At 71.4% G+C, this 18,450-nt stretch carries 15 protein-coding genes; 1 reads left to right on the top strand and 14 read right to left on the bottom strand.

The window, feature by feature from the left end; genetic code table 11:
- Positions 1–2: 2 nt before the first annotated feature.
- The 5 genes from AB0N27_RS27465 to AB0N27_RS27485 form a co-directional block, all read right to left on the bottom strand.
- Positions 3–851, bottom strand: coding sequence for an ABC transporter ATP-binding protein (locus tag AB0N27_RS27465; protein WP_364375731.1), 849 nt, complete (start codon positions 849–851; stop codon positions 3–5).
- The gene (locus AB0N27_RS27470) at positions 848–1,882 is read right to left on the bottom strand and encodes an iron chelate uptake ABC transporter family permease subunit (protein ID WP_364375734.1); all 1,035 of its coding nucleotides are present in this window, start codon (positions 1,880–1,882) and stop codon (positions 848–850) included. Before AB0N27_RS27470 ends, AB0N27_RS27465 begins: the two co-directional genes overlap by 4 nt.
- Positions 1,879–2,922, bottom strand: coding sequence for an iron ABC transporter permease (locus AB0N27_RS27475; protein WP_364375737.1), 1,044 nt, complete (start codon positions 2,920–2,922; stop codon positions 1,879–1,881). The genes AB0N27_RS27470 and AB0N27_RS27475 overlap by 4 nt, the downstream gene beginning before the upstream one ends.
- Positions 2,919–3,947 carry an iron-siderophore ABC transporter substrate-binding protein gene (locus tag AB0N27_RS27480; RefSeq protein WP_364375740.1) on the bottom strand — a complete coding sequence of 343 codons (1,029 nt, stop codon included), beginning with the start codon at positions 3,945–3,947 and terminating at the stop codon, positions 2,919–2,921. Before AB0N27_RS27480 ends, AB0N27_RS27475 begins: the two co-directional genes overlap by 4 nt.
- 143 nt (positions 3,948–4,090) lie before the next feature.
- Entirely contained in the window at positions 4,091–4,999 is a 909-nt protein-coding gene (locus AB0N27_RS27485; RefSeq protein ID WP_364375743.1) for a hypothetical protein, read from the bottom strand.
- 195 nt (positions 5,000–5,194) lie between these two features.
- Here AB0N27_RS27485 and AB0N27_RS27490 point away from each other — a divergent pair, with 195 nt between their 5' ends.
- The gene (locus AB0N27_RS27490; protein ID WP_364375746.1) at positions 5,195–6,133 is read left to right on the top strand and encodes a superoxide dismutase; all 939 of its coding nucleotides are present in this window, start codon (positions 5,195–5,197) and stop codon (positions 6,131–6,133) included.
- A gap of 71 nt (positions 6,134–6,204) precedes the next feature.
- Here the strand turns inward: AB0N27_RS27490 and katG are convergent, their stop codons facing one another.
- The 9 genes from katG to AB0N27_RS27535 all read right to left on the bottom strand — a co-directional run bounded on the left by katG (position 6,205) and on the right by AB0N27_RS27535 (position 18,009).
- Positions 6,205–8,481, bottom strand: a complete 2,277-nt coding sequence (katG, locus tag AB0N27_RS27495) for a catalase/peroxidase HPI (protein WP_364375749.1) — start codon at positions 8,479–8,481, stop codon at positions 6,205–6,207.
- Entirely contained in the window at positions 8,478–8,933 is a 456-nt protein-coding gene (locus tag AB0N27_RS27500) for a Fur family transcriptional regulator (RefSeq protein ID WP_364375752.1), read from the bottom strand. Before AB0N27_RS27500 ends, katG begins: the two co-directional genes overlap by 4 nt.
- 83 nt (positions 8,934–9,016) lie before the next feature.
- Complete coding sequence (locus AB0N27_RS27505; protein ID WP_364375755.1) at positions 9,017–9,592, bottom strand: hypothetical protein; 576 nt, start codon at positions 9,590–9,592, stop codon at positions 9,017–9,019.
- An 18-nt stretch (positions 9,593–9,610) separates the two neighbouring features.
- Complete coding sequence (locus tag AB0N27_RS27510) at positions 9,611–10,759, bottom strand: zinc-dependent alcohol dehydrogenase (RefSeq protein WP_364375762.1); 1,149 nt, start codon at positions 10,757–10,759, stop codon at positions 9,611–9,613.
- Between the two features lie 186 nt (positions 10,760–10,945).
- The gene (locus tag AB0N27_RS27515) at positions 10,946–12,529 is read right to left on the bottom strand and encodes a polysaccharide lyase family 1 protein (RefSeq protein ID WP_364375765.1); all 1,584 of its coding nucleotides are present in this window, start codon (positions 12,527–12,529) and stop codon (positions 10,946–10,948) included.
- A 268-nt stretch (positions 12,530–12,797) separates the two neighbouring features.
- Positions 12,798–15,281: an FtsX-like permease family protein gene (locus tag AB0N27_RS27520; RefSeq protein ID WP_364375768.1), complete on the bottom strand. Its 2,484-nt coding sequence runs from the start codon at positions 15,279–15,281 to the stop codon at positions 12,798–12,800.
- Positions 15,278–16,039, bottom strand: a complete 762-nt coding sequence (locus tag AB0N27_RS27525) for an ABC transporter ATP-binding protein (protein WP_364375771.1) — start codon at positions 16,037–16,039, stop codon at positions 15,278–15,280. Before AB0N27_RS27525 ends, AB0N27_RS27520 begins: the two co-directional genes overlap by 4 nt.
- Positions 16,040–16,150: 111 nt before the next feature.
- Positions 16,151–16,807, bottom strand: coding sequence for a response regulator transcription factor (locus AB0N27_RS27530; protein WP_364375774.1), 657 nt, complete (start codon positions 16,805–16,807; stop codon positions 16,151–16,153).
- Positions 16,795–18,009 carry a sensor domain-containing protein gene (locus AB0N27_RS27535; RefSeq protein ID WP_364375777.1) on the bottom strand — a complete coding sequence of 405 codons (1,215 nt, stop codon included), beginning with the start codon at positions 18,007–18,009 and terminating at the stop codon, positions 16,795–16,797. The genes AB0N27_RS27530 and AB0N27_RS27535 overlap by 13 nt, the downstream gene beginning before the upstream one ends.
- Positions 18,010–18,450 lie beyond the last annotated feature (441 nt).

Genomic DNA, 18,450 nt, shown 5'->3' on the forward strand with positions numbered 1-18,450 from the left:
CGTCACGACCGGGCGACCTGGACGAGCGCGTCGTCCGGCCGGTCGGTGGCCGGGACGACGTGGTGGCGGCCGATCGGCAGCATCAACGGCTTGCCCGACGTGGGATCGATGACGACCCTGCTGTCCAGCCCGAAGACGGCGCGTACGCATTCCTGGGTCAGGACCTGCGCCGGCTCACCCGCGGCGTGCAGCCGCCCGCCCGTCAGGGCGATGAGGTGGTCCGCGTACCGGGCGGCGAGGTTGAGGTCGTGCAGCACCATGACGATCGTCGTTCCGCGCGTCAGGTTGAGGTCGGTGAGCAGGTCCAGGACCTCGACCTGGTGACTGACGTCGAGGAAGGTCGTCGGCTCGTCGAGCAGCAGCAGGTCCGTCTGCTGGGCCAGGGCCATGGCGATCCACACCCGCTGCCGCTGGCCGCCGGAGAGTTCGTCGACCGAGCGGTCGGCGAGGTCCGCCGTCCGTGTCGCGTCCAGGGCGGCCGCCACCGCGGCGTCGTCCTCCCTGCTCCAGCGCGACAGCATCCGCTGGTGCGGGTTGCGCCCGCGCCCGACGAGGTCGGCCACGGTGATCCCCTCGGGCGCGGTCGGCGACTGGGGAAGCAGACCGAGGGTACGGGCCAGTTGCTTGGCCGGCAGCCGGTGCACCTGTTTGCCGTCGAGCAGGACGTGACCGGTACGGGGTGCGAGGAGGCGCGACATCGACCGCAGCAGTGTCGACTTGCCGCAGGCGTTCGCCCCGACGATCGCCGTGATCTTCCCGGGTGGCACGTCGAGGTCGAGCGAGGAGATGACGATCCGGTCCCGGTAGCCGAGGGTCAGACCCTCGACCGCGAGCGTATGGGTGGTGGTCACAGCGAGCCTCCCGCGCGGTTCGTCCGGATGAGCAGGTAGATGAGGTAGGGGGCACCGAGCACGCCTGTGACGACACCCACCGGGTAGCGCGTGTCGAAGGCGAACTGGCCGACGAAGTCCGCGACGAGGACCAGGAGAGCGCCGACCAGCGCGGACGGCAGCAGCAGTGAGCCGGACGGGCCGACGAGCCGGGCGGCGATCGGCCCGGACAGGAAGGCCACGAAGGCGATCGGCCCGGTCGCCGCGGTGGCGAAGGCGATCAGACCCACTGCCGCGATGATGACGAGGATCCGGGTGCGTTCGAGGCGCACCCCGAGCGCCGCCGCGGTGTCGTCGCCGAGCCGCATCATGGACAGGTTGCGGCCCTGGCTCAGCAGCACCGGCACCAGGACGGCCACGGCGACTGCCACCGGACCGACCTGCTTCCAGGTGGAGCCGTTGAGGCTGCCGGTCAGCCACCGCAACGCCTCCTGCAGGTCCCACTCGGCGGCCTGGGTGAGCACGTACGCGGTGAGGCTGTCGAGCATGGCCGCCATGCCGATGCCGATCAGCACGAGGCGCGTACCGGCGACGCCGTCTTTGAACGACAGGAGGTAGATGACGACCGCCACCGCCAGCCCGGCGACGATCGCGAAGGCGGACACCCCGGCCCCTCCGAGTTGCAGCGTCACGATCGCGAAGGCCGCCGCGGCGCTCGCGCCGGAGCTGATGCCGATCATGTCGGGGCTGGCGAGCGGATTGCGGAGCATCGTCTGGAAGGTGACGCCGCCGAACCCGAAGCAGGCTCCGACCAGAATCGCGAGGACCGCCCGGGGCAGGCGCAGCGTGCCGACTGTGAACGACGCTCCGGGGACGTCCTGGCCGGAGATCACCGCCAGCACGTCGGACGGCGGGTAGAACGTGCGTCCCGCCATCAACGACACGGCGAACGCCCCGACGACGAGGACGGCGAGGACGGCGAGGACGGCACCGCGGCGGCGTGTCCGGCGGACCCGGCCGTTGGTGACGGCCTCAAGGGTCGTGGTGCTCACAGCTCGCGAACCTTCTGCCGTCGGACGATGTAGATGAAGAAGGGGGCGCCGATCAGTGCCGTCACGATGCCGACGTCGATCTCCGCGGGGCGCGCCACCACCCGGCCGACGACGTCCGCGGCGGTCAGCAGCGCCGCGCCGATGAGCGCGGAGAACGGTAGCAGCCACCGGTGGTCGAGCCCGACGAGGAGGCGACACACGTGCGGGACCACCAGACCGACGAACCCGATGGGTCCGGCGACCGCCGTGGCGGCACCGCACAGCAGCACGGAACCGGCGCCCGCGACGCCGCGCACCACGGCGACCCGCTCGCCGAGCCCTGCCGCGAGGTCGTCACCGAGGGCGAGCGAGTTCAGGGCCCGGCCGGACAGGAGGCAGATCACGAGACCCACGGCGAGGAACGGCAGGGCCTGCCGGATGCTGTCGTAGGTGGCGCCACCGACCCCGCCGATCTGCCAGGAGCGGAAGTTGCCGGCGATGTCGTTGCGGGGCAGGACGAAGGCGCTGATCAACGACGCGAGCGCGGCGGACGTGGCAGCGCCCGCGAGCGCGAGCTTGAGCGGCGTCGCGCCGCCGCGTCCCAGCGAGCCGACGGCGTACACGAAGACGGCCGCGAGGGCGGCGCCGAGGATCGCCACCCACAGGTAGCTGGTCGGCGAGGAGAGGCCGAACAGGACCATTCCGGTGACCACCGCGAGCGACGCCCCCATGTTCACGCCCAGAATGCCGGGGTCGGCAAGCGGGTTGCGGGTCACGCCCTGCATCACCGCCCCGGCCAGGCCGAGTGCCGCGCCGACGAGCACGGCGAGCAGGGTCCGCGGGATCCGTTTGGTGACGGCGGCCTGTTCCATCGTGTCGTCGGCACCCTGGAACGCGGCGACGATGTCGGACCACCCGACGTCGCGGGATCCGAGGGCGACCGACGCCACCATGAGCGCCAGGAGCACCGCGGTCGCCACGAGGAACCACACCAGGCGTACCCGTGCCGGACGCCGCACCACTGCGACGTCCGGCACGGTACGCGAGTCGAGCGCGGTCATGAGACCCGGTCAGCAGCCTTGGCGAGCATCGCGACGTAGTCGTCCAGCACGAACGGGAGGGCCAGCGGAGTCGGGTTCGCCGCGGTGCCCAGCGGGGTGGAACCGGAGAGCATGACCACCGAGCCGCGCTTGATCGCGGGGATCTTCGACAGCAGGGGGTCGGCCTGCGCGGCGGCGAGGAGCTTGTCGTCGCCGTACGCGACGATGACGTCCACGTCGTCGAAGACCTGGATCTGCTCGGCGCTCTGCTCCAGGCTGAACTTGTCGGTGCCGGCGGAGAGCGTGGCGATGCTGGCCGGCACCTTCAGGCCGAGGTCGGTGAAGAACTGGGCCCGGGTGTCGTGCGTCGTGTAGAAGCCGATCTTGCTCAGGTCGGTCGGGTCGACGTGCGTCATGAACATCGCCGACTTGCCTGCCAGCTGGGGGTGCTTCGCGGCGGTGTCGGTCATCCGCTTCTCGAAGTCGGCGATCAGGGCGTCGCCTTCCTTCGCGAGGCCGAGGGCCTGGCTCTCCAGCTTGATCGTGTCGCGCCACGCCGTGGCCCAGGGCGCCTCCGGGTAGGCGACCACCGGTGCGATCTTGCTGAGGGTGTCGTACTCCTGCTGCGTCAGCCCGGAGTACGCGGCGAGGATGACGTCGGGCCGGGTGTCCGCGACCGCCTCGAAGTTGATGCCGTCGTTCTCGTCGAACAGCACAGGCCTGGTGCCGCCGAGCGATGTGAGCTTCTCGGCGACCCAGGGCAGGATGCCGTCGTTGTCGTCGTCGCCGAAGTTGGCCTTGGCCATGCCCACGGGAACGATGCCGAGGGCCAGCGGAACCTCGTGGTTCGCCCAGGCCACTGTCGCGACCCGCTTCGGCTTCTCCTTGATCGTGGTTGTGCCGAGCGCGTGCGTGATCGTGATCGGGAAGGCGGCGGCGGGGCTGCCGTCGGCGGCGTCCTCGGCCGTGGAGGACCCGCCGCAGGCGGCGAGCGCCAACGTCGCGGCCAGGGCGACGACCCCGGTCAGGAAACGGTTAGCACGCATAGAACTGAGCTCCATCGCTTAGGTAAGGGAAGGCTAACCTAACACAGCGATATGAGTCGTTCTCGCGACCGGGTCAGGGGTGTGTTCGCTCGCTGGGCCTTCCCTTCCTGGGTTGACGGGCCGGCAGAGGCTGAGACCGCGCCTCAGCGCGCGGCGCCGCCCGGTCGACGCCTGCCGCTGCCGGACGGCCGGTGACCGATGCGCGGCGCCCGTACCGCTGAGGGCCTGGCCGACTCCGGACGGACGTCGCGGGCCGCGCTGGCCACCATCTCGTCGGGATCGCGCCGCAGTGCCTGCCGGACGTGCTCCGGGACGACCTCGGACTTCGCAAGCGCCAGTCGGACCTGCACGGAACGGTCGTCCACCAGGCGGGCCAGATCCGCGTCGTCCAACTCGACCGCGCCGACGAGGGCGACACGGACGTCGACCACCGGGTCCTGGGCGAGCGCGCTGCGCTGCTCGGCGGTGGTCCGCGGATTGCGGGCGAGCCCCTTACGGACACGGGCGGTGCGATCGGCGAGCAGCGCGGTGATCACGTCAGGGTCCCGGGTGTGGGTGGCGAGCCGTTCCCGCACCTCCGGTGAGACGTCCTCGACCAACCTGGCCGCCAGCTCCGGCTCCAACTCGCGCGACTCGGCCAGGAGGCCGCGAAGCTCCTTGTCCGCCGCCTCCGACATCACCCGACGAACCGACTCGTCACACGCCGGGTTGCCGGCGACCGCCCAGCGGACCCACCGGTCGGCGTCCTTGACGAGACGCACCAGGTTCGCGATCGACGCCGAGGGGTTTCTCGCCACTGCCTCCCGTACCCCACGGTCAGGGTCCCGGGTCAGCGGGCGCAGAGCCTGGGCGGGAGCGTCGGCCCGCGACGCGACGGCCTTACGCACCGCCGCCGACCTGTCGGACGCCAGGTCGAAAAGGGTCATCTGTGGCGTTGCGGGATCCTGCGCGAGGGCGAGCCGCGCGTCGACGTCGCCATCGATCGCACGCTCGTCGGTGGTGCCTGACCCGCTGTGACCGTCGGACCCGCCGACGTCCTGCTGCTTTGCCATGGACGCAATCATGTCACTGACCTGCTGAGGCATCGCGCGCCCGGACCAGGGCACTGACGACTGTCGAAGCGGTGCGACCCGGGCGGGAGCACTCGTTCGTCCCCGGCGGGCTCCCCGCAGCGGTCGTACAGTGGGGAAGGTCCTGGCCCCAGTGATCGTGGCGGGCACGTTCCCGGCCCGCCCGGAAGGAGCACAGTGAACCGTCCCCTCCGGACCGCCCTCGGCGTCGTCCTGAGCGCCGCACTACTGACCACCGCCGCGCCCGCGCCCGCGCAGGCGCACGGCGCGGGTCGACCGCCCGCCGTCATCGCGCTGCCCGACGGGTTCCAGCCCGAGGGCATCGCCACCGCCGGCCGGTACGCGTACCTCGGCTCCCGCGCCACCGGCGCCATCTACCGGGTCGACCTGCGCACCGGTCAGGGCGCGACGATCGGCGCACCCACAGGCACGCCGTCGCTCGGCCTGAAGGTCGACAGGCGCGGTCGGCTGTTCGTCGCCGGTGGCACCGCCGGCGACGCCCGCGTCCTGGACACCCGCACCGGCGAGGTGCTGGCGAGCTACCAGTTCGCCACCGCCCCGACGTTCGTCAACGACGTCGTGCTGACCCGCGACGCCGCGTACTTCACCGACTCCAACCGGCCGGTGCTCTACCGGCTGCCGCTCGGCCGTGGTGGCGCGCTACCGCCCGCCGACGGGTTCACCACCATCGCGCTTACCGGCGCGTACGAGCAGGTGGGCACGGGCGTCAACCTCAACGGCATCGTCAGTACGCCGGACGGCAGAGCGTTGATCGTCGTGCAGTCGAACACCGGCACGCTGTTCCGGGTCGACCCGGTGACAGGCGCCACCACGGTCGTGGACGTGCCCGGCTACACCTTCACCAACGGCGACGGGCTGCTGCTGATCGGCCGCACCCTGTACGTCGTACAGAACTTCCTCAACCAGATCGCGGTGGTCACGCTGAACCGGGCCGGCACCGCCGGGACGGTCACCGGCACCATCACCGACCCGAACTTCGACGTGCCCACCACTGTCGCCCCGGCACTGGGTCGGCTCTACCTGCCCAATGCCCGCTTCTCGACCACCCCGACGCCGACCACGCCGTACTCGGTCGTCGCCGTCCGCGCCCGCTGAGCGACAGCCGCGCCCACTGACGAGCCCCGGTCGATCCTTCGCGGATCGGCCGGGGCTCATCGGTGTGGCTGTCAGGCGATGTCGAACCTGTCGTTCTCCATGACCTTGGTCCAGGCCTTGACGAAGTCGGCCACGAACTTCTCGCGCGCGTCCTGGCTGGCGTAGACCTCCGCCAGGGCCCGCAGCTGGGAGTTGGAGCCGAAGATGAGGTCGACAGCGGTGGCCGTCCACTTCACCTCGTCGGTGGACAGGTCCCGGATCTCGTACACGTGCTCCTCGGACTTCGACGCCGTCCAACGGGTGCCCGGGGAGAGCAGGTTGGCGAAGAAGTCGTTGGTGAGCACACCGGGCCGGTCGGTGAGAACGCCGTGCGTCGCGCCGCCGACGTTGTTCCCGAGGGCACGCAGGCCGCCGACGAGGACGGTCATCTCCGGCGCGGTCAGGTTGAGCATGAAGGCCCGGTCGACGAGCAGCACCTCCGGCTGGGTCTTCTCGCCCGGCCGCAGGTAGTTGCGGAACCCGTCCGCGCGGGGCTCCAGGACGCGGAACGAGTCGACGTCGGTCTGCTCCTGGGTGGCGTCGGTGCGGCCCGGCCGGAACGGCACGGTCACCTCGACGCCGGCGTCACGCGCCGCCTTCTCGACGGCGGCCGAACCGGCAAGCACGATCAGGTCCGCGAGCGAGATCCGGGCGCCGCCGGCCGCGTTGAAGTCCCGCTGGATGCCCTCCAGGGTCTCCAGGACCGTGGCGAGCTGCTCGGGCTGGTTGACCTCCCAGTTGCGCTGCGGCTCCAGCCGGATCCGCGCGCCGTTGGCACCGCCGCGCTTGTCGGTGTGCCGGAAGCTCGCGGCGGACGCCCAGGCGGTGGAGACCAGCTGGGCGGTCGTGAGACCGGAGTCCAGGACCTTCGCCTTGAGGGCGGCGACGTCGGCGTCACCCACGAGCTCGTGGTCGACGGCCGGCACCGGGTCCTGCCACAACTGCGGCTCGGCCACCCACGGGCCGAGGAAGCGGTCGATCGGGCCCATGTCGCGGTGCAGCAGCTTGTACCACGCCTTGGCGAAGGCCAACGCGAACTGGTCCGGGTTCTCCAGGAAGCGGCGCGAGATCTTCTCGTACGCCGGGTCGAACCGCAGCGCCAGGTCGGTCGTGAGCATCGTCGGCTTGTGCTTCTTCGACGCGTCGAACGGGTCCGGGATGATCTCCGGGGCGTCCTTGGCGACCCACTGCTTCGCGCCGGCGGGGCTGGTGGTGAGCTCCCACTCGAAGCCGAAGAGGATCTCGAAGAAGCGGTTGCTCCACTGCGTCGGTACGTCGGTCCAGGTCACCTCGAGACCGCTGGTGATGGTGTCCCGGCCCTTGCCGCTGCCGTGGGTGCTGAGCCAGCCGAGGCCCTGCGCCTCCAGCGGGGCACCCTCGGGCTCCGGACCCACGTGGTTGTCGGCCGGGGCCGCGCCGTGGGTCTTGCCGAAGGTGTGGCCGCCGGCGATCAGCGCGACGGTCTCCTCGTCGTTCATCGCCATCCGGCCGAAGGTCTCCCGGATGAAGTACGCCGCCGCCCGCGGGTCCGCGTTGCCGTTCGGTCCCTCCGGGTTGACGTAGATGAGGCCCATCTCGGTCGCGCCGACCTCGGGCGCCATCTCGGACTCGCCGACGTAGCGTTCGTCACCCAGCCAGGTGTCCTCCGGACCCCAGAAGATCTCCTCGGGCTCCCAGATGTCCTCCCGGCCGAAGCCGAAGCCGAAGGTCTTGAAGCCCATCGACTCCAGGGACACGTTGCCGGCGAGCACGAGCAGGTCGGCCCAGGAGATCTTCTGGCCGTACTTCTGCTTCACCGGCCACAGCAGGCGGCGGGCCTTGTCGAGGTTGGCGTTGTCCGGCCAGCTGTTGAGCGGCGCGAACCGCTGACCGCCGTCGCCGGCGCCGCCACGGCCGTCGTGGATGCGGTACGTGCCGGCGGAGTGCCAGCTCATCCGGATCATGAGGCCGCCGTAGTGGCCGAAGTCCGCCGGCCACCAGTCCTGCGAGGTGGTGAGGACCTCGACGATGTCCCGCTTCAGGGCCTCGACGTCGAGCTTCGCGAACTCCTTGGCGTAGTTGAAGTCCGGCCCCAGCGGGTTGCCCTTGGGCGAGTTGCTGTGCAGCACCGACAGGTCGAGCTGGTTGGGCCACCAGTCGCGGTTGGTGCGCGGGCGGCCGCCGGTCTTCGGCGTCGGCGAGTCGATCGCCGGGTTCTCGCTCTCGCTGCCGTGCGAAGTCACCGAGTCGTGCGCGACCGGGCAGCCGGCCGCCTCCTTCTTGTCCACGCCCTGTGCGCTGCTGGGGGCCTGGTCCTGGGTGTCGCTCATGTACTTCCTTCCGAACTGGCGGATCGCTGGGCGGTGTGTTCGGTCGCGCAGTCGGGGCAGACGCCCCAGAAGACGACCTCCGCTTCGTCGACCACGAAGCCGTGGTCGTCGGAAGCGGTGAGACAGGGGGCGTCGCCGACGGCGCAGTCGATGTCGGCGATCGCGCCGCAGGAGCGGCACACGATGTGGTGGTGGTTGTCCGCCACCCGCGCCTCGTAGCGGGCGGTGGCGCCGGCGGGCTGGATGCGCCGCACCAGACCCGCGTCGGTGAGCGCCCGCAGGACGTCGTACACCGCCTGGTGCGAGACAGTGGGGTGCTCGGCGCGGACGAGCCGGAGCACGGCGTCGGTGTCGACGTGCGGATGGTCCCGCAGCGCGGCGAGCACCGCCAGCCGGGGTCGGGTCACGCGCAACGAGACGGCTCGTAGCTGCGCCTCGAAGCCGGACCTCATGTGCCGAACATTAGTCCACTCTTTTGGAATGAATCAAATTTCGCCGAATCTCGCCGCGTCCGTTTCCTGCCGATCGTGCCCGATCAGCCCCTCCTGCGTCGAACGACCCGCCGGGCGGCCAGGTACGCGACGCCTCCGGCCAGCACCCACGGCGCCGCGACGACGACCGGGTCCAGCGGGTGGTGCACCCGGTCCACCCGCTTGCCGCGCAGGCGCGAGGAGAGGCCGTGGTGGGTGAACTCGCTCAGGACGCCGGTCTCGGTGACCGGGTTGTCTGGGTGCCGGGTCAGCATCGAGCGCAGGGTGCTCTCCACCGCGTCCACCCGGTCAGCCGCGAGCAGGAGCAGCCAGTGGGCGGCCCGAGCCTCGCTGTACGTCCGGTAGGAGTACCGGCGGATCACTCCGGAGAGCCCCCGCGGCGGGCACGAGGTGCCGAAGACCGGGGTGAGGAACTTGTGCTCGATCGACATCTCCCGCGGCCACTTCTCCGGCTGCCGCTCCGGGAACTCCCAGTGGGCGCCGTTGAGGCCCGGGTCGAACCGCTCCTTCGGCACCGAGGGGCGGTCCCGGGGGTCGAGGTCGACACCCCACCCGGGAATGCGAGCACGCAGCTCGTCGGTGGATTCGGCAAGCTTCGGCTTGTCCGGCGTGTAGGGCATGGCGGCGCTCCCGGTCGGTCAGGCGGCGTTCGGGACGATGATCGGCTTGATGCAGCCGTCGAGCTTGGCGGAGAAGATGTGGTACGCCTCCGCGACGTGCTCCAGCGGGATCCGGTGGGTCACGATGTCGCTGGGCTTGAGGTAGCCGTTGCGGATGTGCTCGAACAGGCGCGGCCACTGCCGCTTCACCGGGCACTGGTTCATCCGCAGGGTCAGACCCTTGTTCAGTGCGTCGCCGAACTTCACGGCGCTGAACATCGGCCCGTACGCGCCCATGACCGAGATCGTGCCGCCCTTGCGGACCGAGTCGATCGCCCAGTTGAGGGCCACCGGGGAGCCGCCCTGGAGCTTGAGCTTCGTGGCGGTGACGTGCTGCAGGAAGTTGCCGTCCGCCTCGGCGCCTACCGCGTCGATGACCACGTCCGCGCCGAGGTGGTCGGTGATCTTCTTGAGGTGCACGACGATGTCGTCGTACTCGGCGAAGTTGCAGGTCTCGGCCTGGGCGAAGGACGCGGCCTTCTCCAGCCGGTAGTCGAGGTGGTCGACGACGATGACCCGGCCGGCCCCCATCAGCCAGGCGGATTTGGCGGCGAACAGACCCACCGGGCCGGCGCCGAAGACCACTACCACGTCACCCTCGGCGATGTCGCCGAGCTGCGCGCCGAAGTAGCCGGTGGCGAGCGCGTCGGTGAGCAGGACGGCGTCGTCGTCGTCCATCCACTCGGGAATCGGGCTGGGGCCGACGTCGGCGAACGGCACGCGGACGAACTCGGCCTGGCCACCGTCGTAGCCGCCGCAGGTGTGCGAGTAGCCGTAGATGCCGCCCACGGCCGTCGCGTTGGGGTTGACGTTGTGGCAGTTGCTGAACAGGCCCCGGGCGCAGAAGTAGCAGGAGCCGCAGTACACGTTGAAGGGGACCATCACCCGGTCGCCTGGCTTGACGTTGCGCACCGACGATCCCACCTCGTCGACCACGCCGATGAACTCGTGACCGAAGGTCGTTCCGACCCGGGTGTCGGGCATCATCCCGTGGTAGAGGTGCAGGTCGGACCCGCAGATCGCGGCCCGCGTCACCCGCACGATGGCGTCGTTGGGGTGCTCGACGGTGGGGCGGTCCTTCTCCTGCACCCGCACCCGGTAGGGACCGCGGTAGACCATTGCGCGCATTACTGCCTCCTGGACCAGCGTGCTGCCGGACAATCCGCCCCGGCACCACCCGAAGCACAGGTGTCCCTACCCCCGCGCATCGGAGGCAAACTGGTGGCCGGGTCCTGCGCGCCAGCCCGGTCCAGGTCCGCGAACCGCGCGGGTGCGACCCTGACCGCCGGGTCAGGGCCGCACCGTCCCTTCCGGTCAGCTGGCGTACGTCTCGAACTCGCCGACCCGGGGCGCGCCACCCGAGCTGGTGATCGTGAAATTAATCTTGGTCAGTGACGTCGCGGCGATGGTGATGGCGCCCGCCCCGCTGCCGGAGGCGAGGACCGCCCCGGTGTCGTTGTTGACGAGCTGCCAGGACCCGATCGAGCCCTGCGTGCCGGACGGCTCCCGGATGATCACCCGGGAGACGCGGGTGGCGGAGCCCCACTTGATCGAGATGGTGCCCGTGGACCCGGCGGGCGACCAGTACGTGCCGAGACTGCCGTCGCGCACGTTGCCGTAGCTCGTGCCGCTGGCCTTGCTGGAGCCGTCGGCGCCGGCGCCGAGGCTCAGGTTGGCGCCGCTACCCGGTGGCGGCGTGGTCGGCGGGGGCGTGGTGGGTGGGGGCGTGGTCGGCGGGGGCGTGGTGGGCGGCGGCGTGGTGGGCGGGGGCGTGGTGGGCGGCGGGGTCTGCGGCGAGCAACTGCCGTCGGACACCCGCAGGCCCGTGTTGGCGCCCACCGTCTGACGGACGACGTCCGGGACGCAGCTCGCCCCGTCCAGCCGGTACGAATACGGGATGCTGACCGTCGTGTTCGACGTCGGGTTCGGGCCGGCCGGGTACGTCTCGCTGCCGGCGCCGGACCACGTCACGTTGTCGAAGATGTTGCCGCTGACCTGCCAGTAGCCGCGCTCGTTGGTGTAGAAGGTGCCCAGCACGTCCTTGGAGTCGCGGAAGTAGTTGTTCTCCACCTTCGCCCTGGCGCCGGCCCGGGAGTTGATGCCGGACTCGTGCAGGCTCACGTAGTGGTTGTTGTAGATGTGGGCGATGCCGCCGCGCAGCAGGGGCGTACGGGAGTCGATGTTCTCGTACAGGTTGTGGTGGTACGTGATGAAGCCGTTGGAGAGGTCGCTCTCGCTGGATCCGACCAGGCCGCCGCGACCGGAGTTGCGCAGGATGCTGTAGGACAGCGTCACGTACTGGGTGTTGTCCTTCATGTCGAACAGGCCGTCGTACCCTTCGGACTCCCCGCCCGACGCCTCCAGGGTGACGTGGTCGACCCAGACGTTGCGCACCGTGCTCTCCATGCCGATGGCGTCGCCGCCGTTGGAGGTGGGCGAGCCCGACTTCTTGACGTTCCGGACCGTCACGTTCTGGATGATGATGTTGCTGGAGTCGCGGATGTGGATGCCGAGCTGGTCGAAGACCGCGCCGCCGCCGACCCCGATGATGGTGACGTTGCTGATCTGCTTGAGCTCGATCACGCCGGCGGCGGTGTTGCAGCTCGACCCCGACACCTTTGTAGTGTTGCCGTGGTTGATGGTCCCGGAGACCTCGATGGTGATCGGGGTGCTGCTGCTGGCCCGGCCGCACAGGGCCGCGTGGATCGCGGTGCCGGTGGTGGCGCGTACCGTCTGCCCGCCCGCGCCGCCTGTGGTCCCGCCGTTCTGGGTGGCGTAGCCGGTGGCGCTGCCCACCGCGGCCGAGGCCTGCGGCGTGGCCAGGGCCACCCCGACCGCCACACCGACTGTCACCGTTGCGAGCACTGCCTGAAGTCGCAGCGCGACTGGTCGTCCCATCTCGCCTCACCTTCGCCTTCGAATTGCTTTCCTGATGACTGAGTCGAAAATTGCCCACGGTGAATGCGCGCAGCCTCGCTGGGAGCGCGGAATGGGCACGTCACTGATGGCGTCACTCGAAATTCGTTCGCCCGGACGAAGAATGAGACATCGACGTGACACAATCGTAGGAAAGCGGTTTCCCTCGATGCAAGGGTTAGCGTTTGCAGGTTGTTTGCAGTCGTGCGGGCCTGGCAGGTGCCGCAGCACCCGCCAGGCCCGCTGACGACTACTCCCTCGTGCCGATGTTGTCGACAGGCGGAACCCGCAGCAGTCGCCGCACCGGCAACACCGTCGTCGCCAGCGCCAGCAGCGTCGCGCCACCGAGCACGGCCACCCCGCCGAGCGGCGGCACGTACGGGATCGGGCTGCCCGTCACGGCGTTGACGATCGCGCCCAACGTCAGCGCCGCGATCGTCGCGCCGACGAGCACCGCGACACCGAGCAGCCCGGCCTGCTCGGCGTGGACCATCCGGCGGATCTGCCGGCGGGTCAGACCGACCAGTTGCAGAAGGGCCAACTCCCGGCGGCGGGCCAGCGCGGCGAGCACCATCGTGGTGGCCGCGGCCAGTGCCGCATACCCCACGAGCACGCCGATCAGCAGCCGGTTCAGCCAGGCGCCGAGCGCCAGATCCCCGCCGATCAGCCGGGTACGGGTGGCCGCGTCGAGCACCGCGCTGCCCGGATGCCGGGCCGACCAGTCGGCAAGCGCCGCGTCGGCGTCCCCGTCGGCGCGGACCAGGATCTCGTCGTCGGCGACCCCGTCGGTGTGCCCGGCGACCGTCTGGGCGGCAAGCGTGACGTCGCCGAAGCCGAGGCCCCGACCGTAGACGGCGATCACCCTCAGCTCGGCCGGGGTGCCGTCACCCAGCCAGAGTCGCGCCGTGTCACCGACCCGCCAACCGGACGCGGACGCCTGTGTGGCGGACAGCGCGACAGTGTCGGCGCGCAGCTCGGTCAGGCTGCCCTCGCGCACGTCGAGGTCCATGGTGGAGGTGATCTGGTCCGGGTCGACCGCCTGCGCGGCGACCGGCTCGATCCCGTCGAACGAGCGCACCACCACCTGCGTACGGCGTACCCCGGTGGCCGCCCGCACCCCGGCCAGCTCGCGGACCTCCCGGGCCGCCTCCGGCGCCAGCCCACCCGGGGCGGCCAGCACCCGCTCGGCGACAGTTCCCGCCCTGCTCTGCTCCACCGTCTGCCGCTCCAGGTTGGTCTGCAGGAACCAGACCGAGCCGCCGAACCCGATCGACAGCACCAGGGCGGTCAGCACGGTGGCCATGCCCTGCGCGTTGGCCCGCAGGTTGGCCGCCGCCAGATAGCCGCTGACCGGCGAGATGCGGGACAGCGCGGGGGTGAGCAGGCGTGCCGCGTACGCGTTGAGCCTCGGCGCGAGCAGCGCCACCGCGATGACGAACAGGTACAGCATGCCGACCGCGGCGGCCAGCGCCCCGGTCGCCCCGGAGCCGCTGAGGGTGAACGCGCCGGACGTGACGGCCCCCGCCAGCGTCAGCACACCGGCGACCAGCCGCACGCGACCGCTACCTCGCGGTTCCACGGCGATCTCGCCGAGGGCCTCCACCGGCTTGATCCCGGCGACCCTGCGACCGGCGATCAGCGTGGCGAGCACCGCCACGAGCACCGTCGTACCTACCGCGGCGGGCACCGCGAGCAGGCCACCGGTCATCGGGAAGTCGGCCGGGACGAACCCGCGCCCGACCAGTTCGCCCCGCACCCACCGAGCGGCCAGCAGACCGGCGGGCGCTCCGATCGCGGAGCCCACCAGGCCCAACAGGGCCGCCTCGGCGATCAGCATGCGGCGGATCTGGCCCGGTGTGGCCGCGACCGCCCGCAGCAGCGCCAGGTCACGGCGACGGTGCCGGACGGACAGCCCGATCGTGCCGGCCACCACGAACACGATGAGCAGGATGACGTACCCGCCGAACGCCGAGCCGGCCGTGACGAGCATCGACTGGGCCGCCAGGTTCGCCGACTGCTCGGCCTGCCCCCGGTCCCCACCAGCGTACGTGCTCGCGCCGGCCGCCGAGGCCATCCGACGGACCTCGTCGGCGACCGCGCCACGGTCGGCGTCGGCGGCCATCCGCACACCTATCGCGTCGAGCCGGCCCGGCCGCGCGGACAGCCGTGCCGCCTGCGCGTCGGTAAAGAACACGTCGGCCGCTCCGGTGTCGGCGACCGCGCTCACCAGGTACGACCGGGTGACCCCGCCGACTGTCAGGTCGAGCCGGTTCCCCGGTGCGGCGCCCAGCCGCGAGTCGGCCAGCACCTCGTCGTCGGCGCGCGGGACGACGCCTGAGGTGATCGGGCGACCCGTGAAGGCGTACGTGCCCCAGCTGTGCCCCACCGCCGCGGGCGCCCCGATCACCACCCGGTCGTCGCCGGTCACCGCCGCCACGCCGGGCAGCCGCCGGATCTGGTCCACCAGCGCGGCGTCCACGGTGCCGCCCTCGGGCAGCGCGACGGTGCTCGTGGTCATCTCGCCGTCGAACTCCCTGCTGGTGTGGCTGACCGTCCGGTCGGCGACGACCAGGTCGGCACCGACCCAGACCCGGGGCTCCGGCCGGAAGCGCAGTCCGGACTCGACGAGGGTGCCCATGGCAACCAGGATCATCACTCCGGCGAGCAGGGCGAGCAGCGTGGCGGCCGCCGGGCCGGCGCGGTGGCGCAGCAGCCGGGCCGCGAGCGCGGTCATCGGGCGACCCGCCGATCCAGCGACGCCAGGTGCTCGGCGATGCGGGCGGCCCCGAGCTGCGGCAGGTCGGCGACGATCCGGCCGTCGGCCAGCACGAGCACCCGATCGGCGTACGACGCGGCGACCGGATCGTGGGTCACCATCACCACTGTCATCCCGTGCTCGTCGACGACCGCGCGCAGCAGCGTCAGCACCTCCGCGGCGGTACCCGTGTCGAGCGCGCCGGTGGGCTCGTCACAGAAGATCACCTCCGGACGGGTGGCCAACGCCCGCGCGATCGCCACCCGCTGCTGCTGGCCGCCGGACAGGGCCGCCGGCCGGTGGTGCAGCCGGTCGGTGAGCCCGACCCGCTCGATCACCCGGGTCAGCCAGGCGCGATCCGGACGGACGCCTGCCAACCGCAGCGGCAGGACGATGTTCTCCTCGACGGTGAGCGCGCCGATCAGGTTGAACGCCTGGAAGACGAAACCGATCCGGGTACGCCGCAGCTCGGTGAGGCGGGTCTCGGACAGCGGCGACAGGTCGACACCCCCGATGACCACGCGGCCGGAGGTCGGCCGGTCCAGGCCCGCGGCGTTCTGCAACAGCGTGCTCTTGCCCGAACCGGACGGCCCCATCACGGCGGTGAAGGTGCCGCGGGTGAAGTCGGCGTCGACCCCGGCCAGCGCGTTCACCCGGTTCTGGCCGGTCTCGTACACCCGGGTGAGGTGTTCGACGCGTACGGCGGCGTCGACTGTGGGTACCGGACAGGTGGACATCCTGGTGGCCTCTCTGCAGGTCGTCGTTGTGGTCTGCGCGCACCACAAACGCTATTGACCTGCGGAGACGGTCACCATCCCGCGTGCTGCCGGGACGGGGTACAGCAGGCGCTACCGCTGGCCGCCGTCGAGGTAGCGCAGCACCGCGGTGACCCGACGGTCGGCGCGGTCGTCAGGCGGCAGTTGCAGCTTCGCGAAGATGCTGCGGATGTGCTTGTGCACCGCGCCGTCGGTGACGAACAGCCGCTCGGCGATCGCCGTGTTGCCGAGCCCCTCGGCCATCAGCCCCAGCACCTCGCGCTCGCGCGGCGACAGCTCGCTCAGCGCCGTGTCGGGGCGGCGGTTGCGGGCAAGCAACTGCGCCACCACCTCCGGGTCGATCACGCTGCCGCCGTCCGCCACCCGGCGCAGCGCGGCGAGGAACTCCTCCACCCGACCCACCCGTTCCTTCAACAGGTAGCCGAGCCCGACGGCACCGACCGCGAACAGATCGGTGGCGAACGCCTGCTCCACGTACGCCGACAGGACCAGCACCGCGAGACCGGGCCGGCGCCGGCGGGCCTCCACGGCCGCCACGATGCCCTCGTCGGTGTGGGTCGGTGGCATCCGCACGTCCACGATCGCCACGTCGGGTGCGTGCTCGTCGACAGCGACCAGGAACTCCCCCGGCGTGCCCGCCGTGGCGACCACGTCCAGCTCCTCCGCCCGCAGCAGCAGCGCCAGCCCCTCGCGCAGCAGCGGGTCGTCCTCGGCGATCACGATCCGCATGGCAGCTCCACGTGCATTCTCGTCGGCCCACCGGGTGGGCTGGTCAGTGTCATCCGGCCGTCGTACGCCTCGACCCGCCGGCGGATGCCGGTGATCCCGGAGCCGCGTGCCTCGTCGGCGTCGCCGCGCCCGTCGTCCTCGACTGTCACCAGCAACCGGCCCCGCTCGCGGCGGACGGCGACGTCCACCTGGCTCGCCCCACTGTGCCGGACCGCGTTGGTCAGCGCCTCGGCCACCACGAAGTACGCGGTGGCCTCGACGGAGGCCGCGCAGCGCACCGCCACGTCCACCTTTAGCCGGCACGGTATCGCGCAACTGCCGGCCAGGCCCGCCAGCGCCCCGGCGAGGCCCCGGTCGTCCAGTACCGGCGGCAGGATCCCGCGCACCACCGTACGCAGCTCGGCGAGCGCCTGTTCGGCGGCGTCCTGCGCCTGCCCGAGGATCTCGTCGGCCCGGTCCGGGTTGCGCCGCACGGCCCGCCGCGCGGCGCCCAGCAGCACGTTCACCGCGACCAGCCGGTTCTGGGTGCCGTCGTGCAGCGACCGCTCGATCCGGCGCAGCTCCACCGCGTGCGCGTCCAGTGCCGCGGCCCGGGTGGCGGTCAGCGCGGCGACCCGCAGCGACAGGTCCACCCCGGGCGGTGGAGGCAGCAGCCACCGGCCCGGCCACGCCTGGAAGCGGGCCAGGGCCGGAGTGAACGCGACAGTGGCGGCGAGCCAGCCCACCCCGACCACAGCGACCAGCAGCGCGTCGGACAGCCCGTCGATGCGCCACCAGAAGATGCCGGGCGCGCCGTCCTCGGGTGAGAGCAACCGGTACCACAGCGGGAACGTGATGTCCTGCGCGGCGTAGAGCGGGAGTGCGACGCCTACCAGACCGGAGGTCAGGCCGGTGACCGAATGGAGCGTGACCCAGCCGAGCTCCCGGCGGACGAACGGGTCGCGTACCGCCGCCCGCAGCCCGGCCGGCACCGGCCCGGGCGTGGGGATCTGCGCACCCAGGCGGGACAGTCGGGCACGCTCGCGGTCGGCCACCGCACGCACCGCCCGCAGCGCGCCGGGCACCGCCCACAGCCCCACCCCGATCAGGCAGGCCACCCCGACGGCCAGCGTCCAGAGCAACGCGCCCAACGCCAGCACGGCGGTGCCCAGGCCGCCGAGGAGGTGCCGCACGGCGCTGACCCGGCCCCACACGTACGCCATCGTCCACCTCCCGCGCCAACATAGGCCGCCGTGCGTCGCGATGACGACGCCCGGCGCGGAAAGTACAGCCTGCTGTACCGCGGCCACGGTGGCGCCGGCGCGGCGGCCGCGGCCGGGTGGCCCTCCCGTACCGGCTCAGCGATGGTCCGGAAAGGCTCCGGAAATTTCGGCGACAGAATTCGCTGATCAGGACCCTCCCGCTCCGACACCGCGGTGATCTGCCTGATTCCTGATCGACTAATGACCTGGAGGGACGGCCCGCACACCGGCAGTCGCCACATCGACCAAGGTTTCCGCGATGCTTCCGGAAAATGTTGACAGGTTGACGACGGAGTCAATACGGTCGCCATCGACGGTGCTCTATCACCGTCACTGTCATACACCGCGACCCACTCCTCCGGTCGTCGTGCGGACGACCGGCCACCACCACCAGGCGGCACG

Origin of the sequence: Micromonospora sp. NPDC093244 (assembly GCF_040683695.1) — a bacterium.
In the GTDB taxonomy this organism is placed as follows: domain Bacteria; phylum Actinomycetota; class Actinomycetes; order Mycobacteriales; family Micromonosporaceae; genus Micromonospora.

Excerpts from the sequence above, each read along its gene's own strand:
- AB0N27_RS27475 (WP_364375737.1), bottom strand. The coding sequence starts at position 2,922 with ATGACCGCGCTCGACTCGCGTACCGTGCCGGACGTCGCAGTGGTGCGG.
- AB0N27_RS27480 (WP_364375740.1), bottom strand. The coding sequence starts at position 3,947 with ATGCGTGCTAACCGTTTCCTGACCGGGGTCGTCGCCCTGGCCGCGACG.
- AB0N27_RS27485 (WP_364375743.1), bottom strand. The coding sequence starts at position 4,999 with ATGGCAAAGCAGCAGGACGTCGGCGGGTCCGACGGTCACAGCGGGTCA.
- katG (WP_364375749.1), bottom strand. The coding sequence starts at position 8,481 with ATGAGCGACACCCAGGACCAGGCCCCCAGCAGCGCACAGGGCGTGGAC.
- AB0N27_RS27500 (WP_364375752.1), bottom strand. The coding sequence starts at position 8,933 with ATGAGGTCCGGCTTCGAGGCGCAGCTACGAGCCGTCTCGTTGCGCGTG.
- AB0N27_RS27505 (WP_364375755.1), bottom strand. The coding sequence starts at position 9,592 with ATGCCCTACACGCCGGACAAGCCGAAGCTTGCCGAATCCACCGACGAG.
- AB0N27_RS27510 (WP_364375762.1), bottom strand. The coding sequence starts at position 10,759 with ATGCGCGCAATGGTCTACCGCGGTCCCTACCGGGTGCGGGTGCAGGAG.
- AB0N27_RS27515 (WP_364375765.1), bottom strand. The coding sequence starts at position 12,529 with ATGGGACGACCAGTCGCGCTGCGACTTCAGGCAGTGCTCGCAACGGTG.
- AB0N27_RS27520 (WP_364375768.1), bottom strand. The coding sequence starts at position 15,281 with ATGACCGCGCTCGCGGCCCGGCTGCTGCGCCACCGCGCCGGCCCGGCG.
- AB0N27_RS27525 (WP_364375771.1), bottom strand. The coding sequence starts at position 16,039 with ATGTCCACCTGTCCGGTACCCACAGTCGACGCCGCCGTACGCGTCGAA.
- AB0N27_RS27530 (WP_364375774.1), bottom strand. The coding sequence starts at position 16,807 with ATGCGGATCGTGATCGCCGAGGACGACCCGCTGCTGCGCGAGGGGCTG.
- AB0N27_RS27535 (WP_364375777.1), bottom strand. The coding sequence starts at position 18,009 with ATGGCGTACGTGTGGGGCCGGGTCAGCGCCGTGCGGCACCTCCTCGGC.